9 protein-coding genes are annotated in these 13,234 nt (G+C 76.2%); 3 read left to right on the top strand and 6 right to left on the bottom strand.

The features are described 5' to 3' along the window. Positions 1-2: 2 nt before the first annotated feature. Together treY and P3H78_RS07670 are read left to right on the top strand one after the other, a co-directional pair. Positions 3-2,423, top strand: coding sequence for a malto-oligosyltrehalose synthase (treY, locus tag P3H78_RS07675; protein WP_276108063.1), 2,421 nt, complete (start codon positions 3-5; stop codon positions 2,421-2,423). Between the two features lie 148 nt (positions 2,424-2,571). Continuing rightward, positions 2,572-3,822 carry a M14 family zinc carboxypeptidase gene (locus P3H78_RS07670; protein ID WP_276108062.1) on the top strand — a complete coding sequence of 417 codons (1,251 nt, stop codon included), beginning with the start codon at positions 2,572-2,574 and terminating at the stop codon, positions 3,820-3,822. 75 nt (positions 3,823-3,897) lie between these two features. On the opposite strand, the gene P3H78_RS07665 is transcribed toward P3H78_RS07670, so the two are convergent. The 3 genes from P3H78_RS07665 to P3H78_RS07655 all read right to left on the bottom strand — a co-directional run bounded on the left by P3H78_RS07665 (position 3,898) and on the right by P3H78_RS07655 (position 6,372). Beyond that, positions 3,898-4,326, bottom strand: a complete 429-nt coding sequence (locus P3H78_RS07665) for an SSI family serine proteinase inhibitor (protein ID WP_276108061.1) — start codon at positions 4,324-4,326, stop codon at positions 3,898-3,900. Then, entirely contained in the window at positions 4,323-5,666 is a 1,344-nt protein-coding gene (locus P3H78_RS07660; RefSeq protein WP_276108318.1) for a M14 family zinc carboxypeptidase, read from the bottom strand. The genes P3H78_RS07665 and P3H78_RS07660 overlap by 4 nt, the downstream gene beginning before the upstream one ends. A 145-nt stretch (positions 5,667-5,811) precedes the next feature. After that, on the bottom strand, positions 5,812-6,372 hold the full coding sequence (locus P3H78_RS07655; protein WP_276108060.1) for an FHA domain-containing protein: 561 nt from the start codon (positions 6,370-6,372) through the stop codon (positions 5,812-5,814). A gap of 174 nt (positions 6,373-6,546) precedes the next feature. Between P3H78_RS07655 and treZ the strand changes: the two genes are divergently transcribed. Continuing rightward, the gene (gene treZ / locus P3H78_RS07650) at positions 6,547-8,301 is read left to right on the top strand and encodes a malto-oligosyltrehalose trehalohydrolase (RefSeq protein ID WP_276108059.1); all 1,755 of its coding nucleotides are present in this window, start codon (positions 6,547-6,549) and stop codon (positions 8,299-8,301) included. A 101-nt stretch (positions 8,302-8,402) separates the two neighbouring features. Here the strand turns inward: treZ and P3H78_RS07645 are convergent, their stop codons facing one another. The 3 genes from P3H78_RS07645 to P3H78_RS07635 form a co-directional block, all read right to left on the bottom strand. Beyond that, positions 8,403-10,640 (bottom strand): ArnT family glycosyltransferase, encoded by a 2,238-nt coding sequence (locus P3H78_RS07645; protein ID WP_276108058.1) that lies wholly within the window; start codon positions 10,638-10,640, stop codon positions 8,403-8,405. 302 nt (positions 10,641-10,942) lie between these two features. Next, positions 10,943-11,890: an aminoglycoside phosphotransferase family protein gene (locus P3H78_RS07640; protein ID WP_276108057.1), complete on the bottom strand. Its 948-nt coding sequence runs from the start codon at positions 11,888-11,890 to the stop codon at positions 10,943-10,945. A gap of 48 nt (positions 11,891-11,938) precedes the next feature. Beyond that, positions 11,939-13,066, bottom strand: a complete 1,128-nt coding sequence (locus tag P3H78_RS07635) for an aminopeptidase P family protein (RefSeq protein WP_276108056.1) — start codon at positions 13,064-13,066, stop codon at positions 11,939-11,941. Positions 13,067-13,234 lie beyond the last annotated feature (168 nt).

Here is a 13,234-nt window from a genome sequence, read left to right as displayed (position 1 = left end):
GCATGACACAGGAGCGCCCCGCCCCCCTCGTGCCCACCGCCACCTACCGGCTCCAGCTCCAGCCCGACTTCCCCTTCGCGGCCGCGGCGGCCGCCGTGCCGTACCTGGCCTCGCTCGGCGTCTCGCACCTGCACCTGTCCCCCGTCCTGGAGGCCGTCCCCGGCTCCGTGCACGGGTACGACGTCGTCGACCACGCGCGCGTGCGCGGCGAGCTCGGCGGCGAGGACGGGCTGCGCGCCCTGGCGCGCACCGCGCGGGAGCACGGGCTGGGCCTGGTGGTGGACATCGTCCCGAACCACATGGCCATGGCCCCGCGTCACAACCACGCCCTGTGGGACGTGCTCCGGCAGGGCCCGTCGTCGCCGTACGCCCGCTGGTTCGACATCGACTGGGACGCCCAGGACGGGCGGCTGCTGCTTCCGGTGCTCGGCGGCCCGGTCGGCTCCGAGACGGGGCAGCTGAAGACCGACGGCGACGTCCTGCGCTACTACGACCACGCCTTCCCGCTGCGCGAGGGCACGGCGCACCTCCCGCTGCCCCGGCTGCTCGACGCGCAGTTCTACCGGCTCACGTGGTGGCGGCTGGCCCGCACCGAGCTGAACTACCGGCGCTTCTTCAGCATCTCCGACCTGATCGGGGTGCGGGTGGAGGATCCGGAGGTCTTCGAGGCGACGCACGCCAAGATCCTCCAGCTGCTGCACGAGGGCGTGGTGGACGGCCTGCGCATCGACCACCCGGACGGCCTCGCCGACCCCGACACCTACCTCGCCCGGCTGCACGCGGCGAGCGGCGGCCGCTGGACGGTGGTGGAGAAGATCCTCGCGGACCACGAGCATCTGCCCGCGTCCTGGCCGGTCGCGGGCACCACGGGCTACGACGCGCTGCGCCGGGTCGACGGCCTGTTCACGGATCCCGGCGGGGCGCGGGAACTCGTCACCGTCTACCGCGGATTCGCCGCCCCCCAGACGGACCGCGGCGGCGACTGGGACGCGACGGCCCGGCGGGCGGGCTACACGGTGGTCACGCACGAACTGGCCGCCGAGACGGAGCGGCTGACCCGCGTCGCGGACCGGCTGTGCGGCGGGTCGCCCGACCCCGCGCTGCGCGACCGGGCGCCCTGGGCGCTGCGCACCGCCCTGCGGGAACTGCTCGTCCGCATGGAGGTCTACCGCCCGTACGACTCCGTCGACGCGGCCCGGGTGGTCACCGGGGACGCCGCGCGGGAGGCCCGGCTCGCCTTCACCGTGCCGGAGGAGGCCGAGGCGGTCGACGTGGTGCGCGCGGTGGTGCTGGGCCGGGCCGGGGAGGGCCCCGGCGCCGTGGAGCTGCGGACGCGCTTCGCCCAGGCGTCGTCCGCGCTGCGCGCGAAGTCGGTGGAGGACACCGCCTTCTACCGCTACGTGCCGCTGCTCTCCGTCAACGAGGTCGGCGGCGATCCCGGCCGCCCGGGCGTGTCCCCGGAGGACTTCCACGCGTACTGCCTGCGGATGCAGCGGGACTGGCCGCTGACGGGGACGGTGGTCTCCACGCACGACACCAAGCGCAGCGCGGACGTGCGGGCGGCACTGGCCGTGCTGTCCGAGTGCCCGCGGCGGTGGGCCGAGGTGCTGGCGGAGGCGACGCACGCCGAGGAGGACGTGCCGGACGGTCAGCTGGCGTGGGCGGCCTGGCAGACCGTGTTCGGGCTCGGCCCGGCGGATCCGGAGCGGGTCCGGGAGGCGATGCTGAAGCACGCGCGGGAGGCGGGCCTGTACACCGGCTGGACCGAGCAGGAGCCGCCGTACGAGGAGGCGGTGGCGCGGTTCGTGACGGACGGGCCGTGCGGGGTGCCCGGCGAGCGGGTGGCAGACTTCCGCGGGCGGCTGGAGCCGCACATCCGGGCCAACGTCCTCGGGACCGCCCTGGTGCACCTGACCATGCCGGGCGTGCCGGACCTCTACCAGGGCACCGAGGCCGAGTACCGCGCCCTGGTGGACCCGGACAACCGGCGGCCCGCGTCCTTCCCGCCCGCGGACCCGGGCGACAAGGGCGCGGTCACGGCGGCGGCGCTGCGGCTGCGGGCGCGGCGTCCGGAGGTGTTCGGCGGGGCGGCGACGTACGCGCCGCTGCCCGCCGAGGGCGTGGCCGCGGACCACTGCCTGGCCTTCGCGCGCTCCGGACGGGTGGTCACCGCCGTCACGCGGCTGTCGCTGCGGCTGGCGGAGGCGGGCGGCTGGCGCGGCACCCGCCTGCCGCTTCCCCCCGGGCGCTGGGCCGACGTGCTCGCCCCGGGGCGGGAGTTCGAGGGCGGGGCGGCCGCGGAGGAGCTGTTCGCCCGGCTGCCGGTGGCCCTGCTGGAGCGGACCGGCGGCGCGGACGGCTCCCCGGACAGCTCCCCGGACGGGGCGGACCGCGGCGGGGATGCCGTCGGCGGGGTGTCCTGAGGCGTCCCGGACGCCTCCCGTCCCCTCCCGAAGCACCGGTCCGCACGTCCGTTTCCGGCGTGTCCCGGGCGGCTCGCCGGAGCCGCCTTGACAGTTCACGGAGTCCGTGGGGTACTGCGGATTGCGAAGCCGGGCGGACAAGTCGGGGGTGAGTCCTCTGCCGGAGCTGCGCTATCTCAGTGTCCCCGAACTGGAGTCCTCCGCAGCCGCGTTGGCGGCCCGGTGGCCGGGTCTGTGCGCCCTGGACCAGGTGGGTTCCTCACGTGCGGGCCGGCCGCTGCACCTGTTGTCCGTGGGGCATGCCCGGCGGGCGGTGCTGGTGGTCGCGGGCGCCCACGCCAACGAGCCGACCGGCGGCTCCACCCTCCTCTCGGTGGCCCGGCGCGTGCTGGAGGAACCGCGGCTGCGGGCCGGGACCTCCTGGCACTTCCTGCTGTGCGCGGACCCCGACGGGGCGAGCCTGCACGTGACACCGGCGCCGCGCAGTCTGCTCGACTACCACCTCGGCTTCTTCCGGCCCGCGGGCGCGGAGCAGCCGGAGTGGTCGCCGTCCGTGCTGCCGCCGGACCGGCTGCCGCCGGAGACCCGGGCGCTGACCGGGGTCATCGACGCGCTGCGGCCCTATCTGCAGGTGACCCTGCACGGCACCGACCTGGGCGGCAGCTGGGTGCAGCTGACCCGGGACGTGCCCGGACTGGCCGAGCCGTTCGCCAAGTCGGCGGCGGAGCTGCACATCCCGGTCGAGACGGGCGCGTCGGACGCCGCGGGCTGGCGCGCGTCGGGGCCGGGGGTGCGGGTGATGCCGGAGCCGGGGTCGGATCCGGCCTATCCGAGCCTGCCGGACGACGCCCGGCTGAGCACCTGGTACCACGCCCACCGGTACGGCGGCCTGACCGCGGTGGTGGAGGTGCCGATGTGGGCGAGCGACCTGGTGGACGACCCGGCGCCGCATCCCGCCCCGGTGGCGGCGATCGGGCGGCTGGCGCACCGCCTGCTGCGGGACGCGCGCGAGGTGGAGCTGGTGCTCGCGGACGCGCTGCCGCGGCTGGAGGGCCTCGACGGGCCGCTGCTGCGGGCCGCCACCTGGGTGCTGAGCCTGATGCCGGGCCTGGCCTCGGACTGGATCCGCCTGCCGCCGGCCGACACCACGCGGGCGTACGTCGGCAGCGTGGACGCCTTCGGCCGCCGGCTGCCCCTGCGGACCGCGGCCATGCTGCTGCGGGTGCTCCGGGACGCCGGCGACCCGGCCGCGCCCCGCCTGGAGCGGCTCGTGGAGACCTGGAGCGAGGCGTTCGCGGAGCGGTTCCAGGCGCGCTGGGTGCCGCTGGAGCACCAGGTCGAGCACCAGAGCCGCACGGTCCTCGCGACCGCGCTGCACGCCCGCGAGCAGGCGGCCTGACGGGCCGTCCCGTGGCGGCGGGCGCCGTGCGGCGTGGTGAGGGCATGCCGCGCCGCGGTACGGCCCCGGGCGGCCTCACCGGTCCAGGGAGAACACCTCTCCGGTCCGCGCCCGCATCATGCACGCGTTGGCGAAGGTCGCGGTGTAGTCGATCGTCCGTCCCTGCCAGCGGCCGGCCGCACGGACGGTGACGGGGGCGTAGATCATCGAGCAGAGGACCTCCTTGCGCGGGATGCCGCGGATGTCGCCGCGCGCCGTCCGCAGCTGGGAGCAGGCCTCGGCGGCGTGCGGGTGGCCCAGGGGCGGGTCGCACAGCAGCAGGGCGCGGCGGGTGTCGCCGGAGGCGGCGCCGCCGCGGCTGACGGAGAGGTAGAGCCAGTCGCCGTGGCCGGTGGGGCGGTGCGGGGCCGCGTGGGCCGCGGCCGGGCAGGCGAGCATCAGGGCGGCCGCCGCGGGCAGCGCGCGCCGCAGCAGGTGCGTCGCCACCGTGGTGAAGTGCGTCATTCCCCGTGTATCGGCACGGCGGTGGGCGCACCCCACCCCGGCTCACCCGAACGGGAGCACCCGCCCGCGTCCCGTCCGGCCAGCTCACCGGCGGCGAGCACCACCCGGGTCTGGTACTCGGCCTGCCGCGCGACCGGGATCCACCGCGCGCCGAGGCCGTCGCGGTAGTCGGCGCAGCCCTGCTCGACGAGCCGGTCGAGGTCGGTCAGGACTCCGGCGGGGTCGCCGGGGGCGGTGCGGGCGAGCCGGTGCAGCAGGCCGGCGGTGCGCAGGGCCAGCCGGCGGGCGGCTATCCGCAGGGCGGCGAGCCGGGCGGTGGTCATGGGCGGCAGCGGGCGGCCGCTGCCGTCGTCGGTGTCGGGGTCCCAGGCGTCGGCGAGTCCGGGGCAGACGAGGACGTAGTCGTCCACGGGAGCGAGCAGGCGGTCGGCGTCGGGGACGGCGGCGAGGTGGGGACGCAGGCGCCCCAGGAGGTCCTGCAGGACGCGGGTGTCGCGGCGCAGGGCGCGGCTGACGGTGCGCAGGACCGCGTCCGGGTCGGGGTGCGGGGAGCCGTCCGCCACGGCGGCCACGCCCCACATCGGCGCCTCCACCACCGCGGTGACGGTGCCGTGCCGGTGCGGGTGGTACCAGGTGGACTCCACGGCCGCCTCGGTGATGGCGGCGGCCAGGTCGCCCCGGTGGGGCGGGGGGATCCGGTAGACGGCGGGTCCGAGGTCGGGCCAGTACAGGGTGTCGTAGGCGCCGAGTTCGAGCGGGATGCCGAGGCGGGCCGCGCTGTGCGCGAGGCGCTGCGGCAGGCCCGGAAGGTCGCGGGTCAGCTCGACGAAGCCGCCGCCGACGTCGACGCCGTGCAGCGAGCACTGCAGGAACGGGCGCAGTTCGTCCTGGAGGTCGAGCAGGGCGCGGGTCTCGGGCAGGGCCGCGGCCGCCGCGCCGTCGGGCAGCCACTCGGGCTGTTCCAGGAAGCCCGGGCGGAAGAAGTTCCGGAAGTACCGTCCCAGGCTGTACGGGCCGGACAGCCAGTCCTCGTTGCGGCGGGAGCCGTCGGGGTCCAGGCACAGCAGCAGGTTCCACGTGACGCCGCCCGTGCCGGGACCGGCCAGGACCCGTTCGGCGAGGCGGAGCACGGTGGCGCCGCCCACGGGTTCGTTGGCGTGCGGGCCGGCGACGACGAGGGCGTGGCGGTCGCCGTGGCCCACCGAGAGCAGCCACAGCGGGAGTCCGGCCCGCGAGGTGCCCACGCGGCGCAGCCGGGCGTCCCGGGGGTGCCGGGCGGCGAGGGCGGCGGCGCGGGCGGCCAGCTCGTCGACGGACGGATAGCGCCGGAGCGGCGGCAGGGCGCACCTCCCCCATGCGGTGCCGTAGGTTCACGTGGTGTGCGTGGTACAGGCACAGTCAGTCACGCCCTGCGCGGTACGTCAACCGTGCCGTCCGAAAAGGGACTTGACCGGCGGCGCCGTGTGAGGCCGGCGCGGGGGCGGCTCAGGGGGCGCAGAGGCGGAAGGCGACCTGCCCGAAGCCGACCTGGTCGCCCTCGCGGACCACGGCGGCGCTCGTCACCCGCCGCCCGTTGACGGTGGTGCCGTTGGCCGAGCCGAGGTCCCGCAGGACCCACACCCCGCCCTGGTGGACCAGTTCGGCGTGCACGCGCGAGACCGTCTCGTGGGTGAGCCTGAGGCCGTTGGCCGGGTCGCGCCCTATGCGCAGCGGCCGGCCGGTGCCCGGCAGGGGCAGCAGCAGCTTGGGCAGCCGCTCCGCCTGCCAGGCCCTGCGCAGCCGTCCGGGGAACCCGGAGGCGGCCGCCACGCCCTGCAGGACCAGGCGCGCGAACCGGCTCTCCGGGGCGCGGCCGGGCAGGTCCGCGGTGAGCGCGGCCAGTTCGTCCGGGCGCCGGGCGGTCAGCGCCAGCTCCATGCGCCGGACGAAGGTGTCGTGCGACAGACGTCCCGCTGCGACTCCGTCGCGCAGGACCCGCAGGGCCTGGTCGCGCTCCGCGTCGGAGAGCCGCGCGGGGGTGGCGGGGAGATCGAAGGACGACGTCACGCTCGTGATTGTCGGTCAGTGGACTCCGGGTGTCCAGAAAGCACGGAAAGGACCGGCCGGTGTGCCCATCCGGCGACACCCGCCGCGAATGGGCGGGATGCGCAGGCGGATTGACCCCCTTTCCCGCACCATGGACGGACTACCTCACGGTGAGCAGACGAAGGGGAACCGTCCGTGCAGTTCGAGGTGTGGGCACCGCAGGCCGGCCGTGTGACGCTCCATTGCGAGGGCGCCGCGCAGGCGTTGGAGAAGGATCCCGAGCGGGAGGGGTGGTGGACCGGCGAGGCGGACGCGGGCGACGGCTCGCGCTACGCGTTCGCCGTGGACGACTCGCCCCCGCTGCCCGACCCGCGCTCGCGGCGCCAGCCGGACGGCCCGGACGGGGCGAGCGCGGTCGTCGACCACGCCCGCTACGCATGGCGCTCGGAGTCCTGGCCGGGCCTCCCGCCGGCCGGGGCGGTCCTCTACGAGCTGCACGTCGGCACGTACACCCGGGAGGGCACCTTCGACGCGGCCGCCGCCCGGCTGGAACACCTCGTGGAACTGGGCGTCACCCACGTGGAGTTGATGCCGATCTGCTCCTTCCCGGGCCGGCACGGCTGGGGTTACGACGGCGTCGCGCCGTGGGCGGTGCACGAGCCGTACGGCGGTCCCGAGGGCCTGAAGCGCTTCGTCGACCGGGCGCACGAGCTGGGCCTGGGCGTGGTCCTGGACGTGGTGCACAACCATCTGGGCCCGTCGGGCAACCACCTGCCGGACTTCGGGCCGTACTTCACCGACACCCACCACACGCCCTGGGGCTCCGCGGTCAACCTGGACGCGCCCGGCTCCGACGAGGTCCGTGGGTACCTGATCGGCAGTGCGCTGGCCTGGTTGCGCGACTACCGGATCGACGGGCTGCGCCTGGACGCGGTGCACGCACTCGTGGACTCGCGTGCCCTCCCCTTCCTGGAGGAGCTGTCGGCGGCCGTGGACGCCCTCGCCGCCGATCTGGACCACCCGCTGTTCCTGATCGCCGAGTCCGACCTCAACGACCCGCGCCTGGTCACCCCGCGCACGGAGGGCGGTCTCGGTCTGCACGCCCAGTGGAACGACGACTTCCACCACGCCCTGCACACGGCGCTGACCGGCGAGTCCCAGGGCTACTACGCCGACTTCGCGCGGGCCCCGTTCGCCGCGCTCGCCAAGACGCTCACCGGCGGCTTCTTCCACGACGGGACGTACTCCGGCTTCCGGGGCCGCCACCACGGCCGCCCGCTGGACCGCACCCGGGTGGCGGCGCACCGGCTCCTCGGCTACGCCCAGACCCACGACCAGGTCGGCAACCGCGCGCAGGGGGACCGGCTCTCCATCCTGCTGTCCGGCTCCCCGGGGCTGCTCGCCTGCGCGGCCGCGCTGGTGCTGACGGCGCCGTTCACGCCGATGGTCCTCATGGGCGAGGAGTGGGCGGCGGGCACGCCCTGGCAGTACTTCACCGACCACACCGACCCCGAGCTCGCGGAGGCGGTGCGCCGGGGCAGGCGGCGGGAGTTCGCCGCGCACGGCTGGGCCGAGGAGGACGTGCCCGACCCGCAGGACCCGGCGACCCGGGACCGGTCCTGCCTCGACTGGTCCGAGCCGGAGCGCGAGCCGCACGCGCGCGTGCTGGCCTGGTACCGGCGGCTGATCGCCCTGCGGCACGAGCAGCCCGACCTCACCGACCCCGACCTCGCCGACACCAAGGTGGCCTACGACGAGGAGGCCCACTGGCTGGCCTTCCGGCGCGGGGACGTCCGGGTGGCGGTGAACCTGGGCAAGGAGGCCGCGGCGATCCCGCTGGGCACCCGCCCGGCCCGGGTCCTGGCCGCCTGGGACCCGGTGGAGGGCCCCGACGAGGACGGGTTGCTGCACCTGCCGGGCGAGTCGTGCGTGGTGCTGCTGCAGGACTGATCCACGGCCACGGGGCCGGGGCGGTCGGCGGGACGGCGGGCGTGCACGGCCCGGCCCCCCGGCGTGGGACACGCCGGGGGCCGGGCTCCGCGGGGGCGCGGTCAGTGGCCGGCCCCGCACCGGTAGAGGGCCGCCGTCTCGCCGCCCCGGTCCGGCGCGTCCGGGGTGCCCGGGACGGCACCGGCGGCGGGTGCCGCCGTTCCGCCGTAGGCGGAGGCCGGGACGGGGGTGCAGGAGGTCCGTACCCAGTCGGTGATCCGCGCGGTCGCCGTGGTGGTGTTCCCCGCGCCGGGTCCGAAGCCCCGGTCGCGGCCGCCGCCCAGCAGCACGTAGTGCAGTGCGCCGGAGGCGACGAGCTGCCGGAACCGCGTCTCGGTCGGGAAGGGCACCCGGCCGCTGAAGCCGCCGAGCGGCAGGACGTGCGCGCCGGCCGCCAGGATGTACGGGGACGCGCCGCTCCACGAGGTGGTCGCGAACACGTAGGCGGCCGAGCCCCGGTGCGCGGTGGTGTAGGCGAGCAGCCTGCGCTGGTCCGCGGTGAGGGTGCCGTCCGCGCCGAAGCCCCCGAACCCCCCGAACCCCGCGGCGCCACCGGCCCGTGCCGTCCGGTCGCGCGTGGTTCCGGCCATCGGTCCCGGGCGGCCGAGGCGCCCTCCCGCCGTCCCCGCGGCGCCGCGGGCGTGGTCCGCGCGGCCGGACGGCCCGACCGCGCCCATCCCAGAGCTGCCGTACGCGGGGTCGAAGACCTGCGCGGCCCACGCGCCCGGTGCGAGCAGCACCGCCGCGAGCGACGCGGCGAGCCCGGCGAGGGCGAGCCGCCCGGCGAGGGGCGCGCGCCCGGAGCGCGCCGCCACCAGCAGGACGACGGCGGCGAGCCCGAGCACACCCACCACGGGCGCCAGCCACGGCAGGAACGACGGGAACTGCGCGGCGAGGTACGCGCTCCACACCGCCGTCGCCGCCACCGCGCACGGCAGCGCCGCCGCGCGGCGGCCGCCGGACCGGTGGGCCCGCCACATCAGCACCGTGCCGGCGCCGGTGAGCGCGGCGAGCGGGACGGCGATCACGCCCATGTAGTACGTGTGGCCGCCGACGCTGCCCGCGCTGAAGACGAGGAAGTACGTGGCCAGCCAGATGCCCCACATCAGGAACCCGGAACGGATCCGGTCGGTGCGGGCCGCGCCCCGGCGCCACACCAGGCCGCACACGAGGGCGAGCGCGGCGAAGGGGTAGAGCCAGCCGGTCTGCGAGGCGAGCGACGTGCCGAACATCTTCGACCAGCCGTCCTGGCCGCCCCCGCCCCAGCCGCCCGGACCGCGCGCGCCGCCCGCACGGAAGCCGCCGCCCGCCCGGAACCCCGCGCCTCCGGCGGAACCGCCTCCGGGGGCACCGGTGTGCTGCGCACGGCGGGCGGCGCCCGCGCGGCCGCCGCCGCGCGCACCGGAGAAGCCGCTCCGCCCGGCGCCCTGCGGGGCGCCCGGCGCGGGGTGCGCGCCGCCGCGGCCGCCGCCCCCGCCCTGGACCGCGCTCACGCTGCCGGTGGAGGCGGCGCTGACACCGAGGGAGGAGAAGCGGTTGAGGAAGTTGTAGCCGACGACCATGCTGAACGCGGAGTTGTTCGTGGTGCCGTCCACGTACGGGCGGTCGTGGGCCGGGGCGAGCGTGACGGCGAGCATCCAGGACACCGACACGGCGGCCGTCACCACGGCGGCCAGGCCGAGGTGGACCAGCCGCTTCCGCAGGGCGATCGGCGCCGACACGCCGTACACCAGGGCGAGCGCGGGCAGCACCGCCCACGCCTCCAGCATCTTGGCCTGGAAGCCGAGCCCGATCCACACCCCCGCCGGCAGCAGGAGACGCAGCCGTCCCGACGCGGCGGCGCGCTGGGTGGCCTCGGCCGCGAGCAGGACGCACAGGGTGAAGGCGGGATCCTCCACGGCGGTCCGGAACAGCCCCACGGCGACCGGGGTCACCAGGAAGGCCGTGTCGGCGATCAGCGCCGCGTGCACGCCGGCCCAGCGGCGCACCAGCCGGTGCAGGACGAGAAGACTCGCCACCCCTTCGAAGACCTGCGGCAGGACGAGCGCCCACGGGTGAAATCCGAGAAGGCGGGCCGACAGGGCCTGCGGCCACAGGAATCCCGGCAGTTTGTCGAGGGTGATGGAATTCCCGGGGTCGAAAGAGCCGTAGAAGAATGCCTTCCAGCTCTCCGTCATGCTGCGGACCGCGTTCGCGTAGAACGTGTGGTACTGGCTGTGGTCGATGCCCCAGGTGTAGAGCACGGCCGCGAGCACGGTGAGGACCAGCAGTGCCGGACGTGCGTACGCGGGCTCTCCCACCGGGGATCTCCACGGCACACGGCGATCGGAACCGGAGCGGGAGGGCGAGTCGAGGACGGTCGTAGCCATGGGCAGCAGTCTTCGTCACCGCGCGGGCCGGTTGCGCCGATGCGGGCCTCCCGAAGCGAATTCTTGTCGAATGCGGGGGAAGCCTTGGGACCGGGCTGGACGGGATTTCACCCGGCCCGGTGCCGTTCATTACCTGGCACCCCGTCACGTCATGCACAGGAATGCAACAGCCAATTCACAGGCCATTCCTGCACGACCGCCGCACGGGAGGACCGGGCCCGGGCGGGACGACCTCAGGGCTCCTCGTCCCCGGCGTCCTCCCGCAGTTCCGTCACCCGTTCCAGGAGGATCGCCTCCCAGGCGTGGCGGAGCTGGGACCTGAGGAGCGGCAGCGGTGTGCCGGCGTCGCGGCCGTCGAGGCGCTCGGCAAGCCGGACGACGGTGTCGCAGCGGGCGAGCCACAGGCCGCGCAGGCACGGGCGGGCGCCGTACCCGGCCAGGGTCGCGGCCCGCACCGCGGCGGGAGAGCCGACGGCGCGGGCGAGGCCGGCGATGTCCTCGGCAGGGTCGCCGACGACGGCGCCGGTCCAGTCGAGCACGCCGCGCACCCGCCCGTCCCCGCTGAGCACCAGGTGGTCGGCCCTCAGGTCGTGGTGGACGAGGACCGCGGTACCGGGCTGCGCGGCGAGCTGGACCGCGGCGGCCGGAGGCAGCTGGGTCATCCGCGCGGGGTCGAACTCGTCGGCCGCGCCGAGGCGTTCCCCCGCGTGCACGGCCATCCGGCGCAGCGCCTCCAGGGAGCGGGGAGCGGTGCGCGGGACGCCGAGCGTCTCGGCCTGGCGGACGGGCACCTCACGCAGGCCCAGCAGCAGCCCGGCCAGGTCGTCCTCGCCGACGGCGGAGACCTCGCCGCCGCCGGCCGCGCCCCCGGCGACGCGCGTGTCCACCGTGTACGCCAGCCCGGGCGCCCAGTCGCCGTGCGCGACGCTCGCCGGGACGGCCAGCGGCAGGTGCGGCCGGACGAGGTCGCGCAGGCGCAGCTCGCGCCGCTGGCGCGCGGAGGACTCCCGGTCGGCGGCGAGCCGGGCCACGTGGCGGGAGCCGACCCACCAGGTGGAGTGCCCGCCACCCTCGGCGACGGGCCGGATCTCGGGTCCGCCGGCGGTGTCCGCGTCCTCCTTGAGCAGGGTGCGGACCAGCCGGCGGACGGTGTCCGCGGTGGGGGTCGGTGCCTGGGTCATCGTCGCGCCGTCGTCCGGGTCGTCGGGGTGGGAGTGCGGGCGGGGTGGTCAGTCCACGATCACCATCTCGCGGGTCGTGTCGTTCAGGCGGCGTCCGCCGTCCTCGGTCACGGTGACGATGTCCTCGATGCGCACACCGAAACGGCCGGGCAGGTAGACGCCGGGTTCCACGGAGAAGCACATGCCGGGCACGAGGGGCTGCTCCTCCCCCTCGATCATGTACGGGGGCTCGTGCGTGGTGACGCCGATGCCGTGGCCGGTGCGGTGGATGAAGTACTCGCCGTACCCGGCGTCGGCGATGACCGCGCGGGCCGCCCGGTCGACGTCCTGGCAGGCGGCGCCGGGGCGGACCGACCGGACGCCCGCCTCCTGGGCCTCGCGGACCAGGTCGTGCACGCGGCGCTCCTCGTCGGTGGGCTCGCCGACGTGGACCGTGCGGGAGGTGTCGGAGCCGTAGCCCTGGCGGAGCCCGCCGAAGTCCAGGACGACCATGTCGCCGCGCTCGACGACGCGGTCGCCGACCTCGTGGTGCGGGTTGGCGCCGTTCGGGCCGGAGGCGACGATGGTGAAGTCCACCTGGGAGTGGCCGAAGCGGCGCAGCAGGGCGTCCAGGTCGGCGGCGATCTCCGTCTCGTGGCGTCCCGCGAAGCGGACGTTGCGGATCTCCTCGAAGGTGCGGTCGGCGGCGGCGCCCGCCGCGGCGAGCAGCTCCAGCTCGGCGGCGTCCTTCACGGCGCGCAGCATCGGCAGGGCCGTGGTGAGGGAGGCGTACGAGGTGCCGGGCAGGGCGTGCTGCAGGCCGAGCAGGTGCATCGCCCAGGCGTTGTCGCTGATGCCGAACCGGCCGCTGCCGGCGAGGAGGTCCGCGGTGACCGCGTAGGGGTCCTTGCCGTCGGTCCAGTCGCGCAGGGACATCACGGACGCGCCCGCCGCCTTGCGTGCGTCCGGCGCCTCCAGCGTGGGCACCACCAGGACAGGGTCCTGCCCGGCGGCGAGCACGAGCATCGTCAGGCGTTCGGTGGCCGCGGGGGGCGCGTAGCCGGTGAGCCACACCAGGTCGGGTCCCGGGGCCACCAGGAGCCCGGCCAGCCCGGCGTCGGCGGCCGCCTGCGCGGCGCGCTCCATACGGGCGCGGTAGTCGTCGGCGGTGAAGGGCGCGGGCGCGCTGCCGGTCATCCGGTCCTCCGTGTACGGCTGAAGGGGCGATGCGGGATCACGGGCAGCATCCTGCCCGGTGCCGCGTGCCGACGCGAGCCGGTTGCGCGGTGTCGCGGCCCCGGCGTCGACGACGGCATCACCGCGGGCGACGCGCGGCCCGGGACGGACGGGGTGGTGTGCGGCCGG

The organism is Streptomyces tropicalis (assembly GCF_029269835.1).
GTDB classification, from domain to species: Bacteria; Actinomycetota; Actinomycetes; order Streptomycetales; family Streptomycetaceae; genus Streptomyces; species Streptomyces tropicalis.
Note: the sequence above shows the minus strand (reverse complement) of the source record. Positions and strands in the feature narration are given on the sequence as shown.

What these genes read in the sequence shown, in the direction of transcription:
- treY (WP_276108063.1), top strand. Translation starts at nt 3, where the DNA reads ATGACACAGGAGCGCCCCGCCCCCCTCGTGCCCACCGCCACCTACCGG.
- P3H78_RS07665 (WP_276108061.1), bottom strand. Translation starts at nt 4,326, where the DNA reads ATGACGCACTTCACCACGGTGGCGACGCACCTGCTGCGGCGCGCGCTG.
- P3H78_RS07640 (WP_276108057.1), bottom strand. Translation starts at nt 11,890, where the DNA reads ATGACCCAGGCACCGACCCCCACCGCGGACACCGTCCGCCGGCTGGTC.
- P3H78_RS07635 (WP_276108056.1), bottom strand. Translation starts at nt 13,066, where the DNA reads ATGACCGGCAGCGCGCCCGCGCCCTTCACCGCCGACGACTACCGCGCC.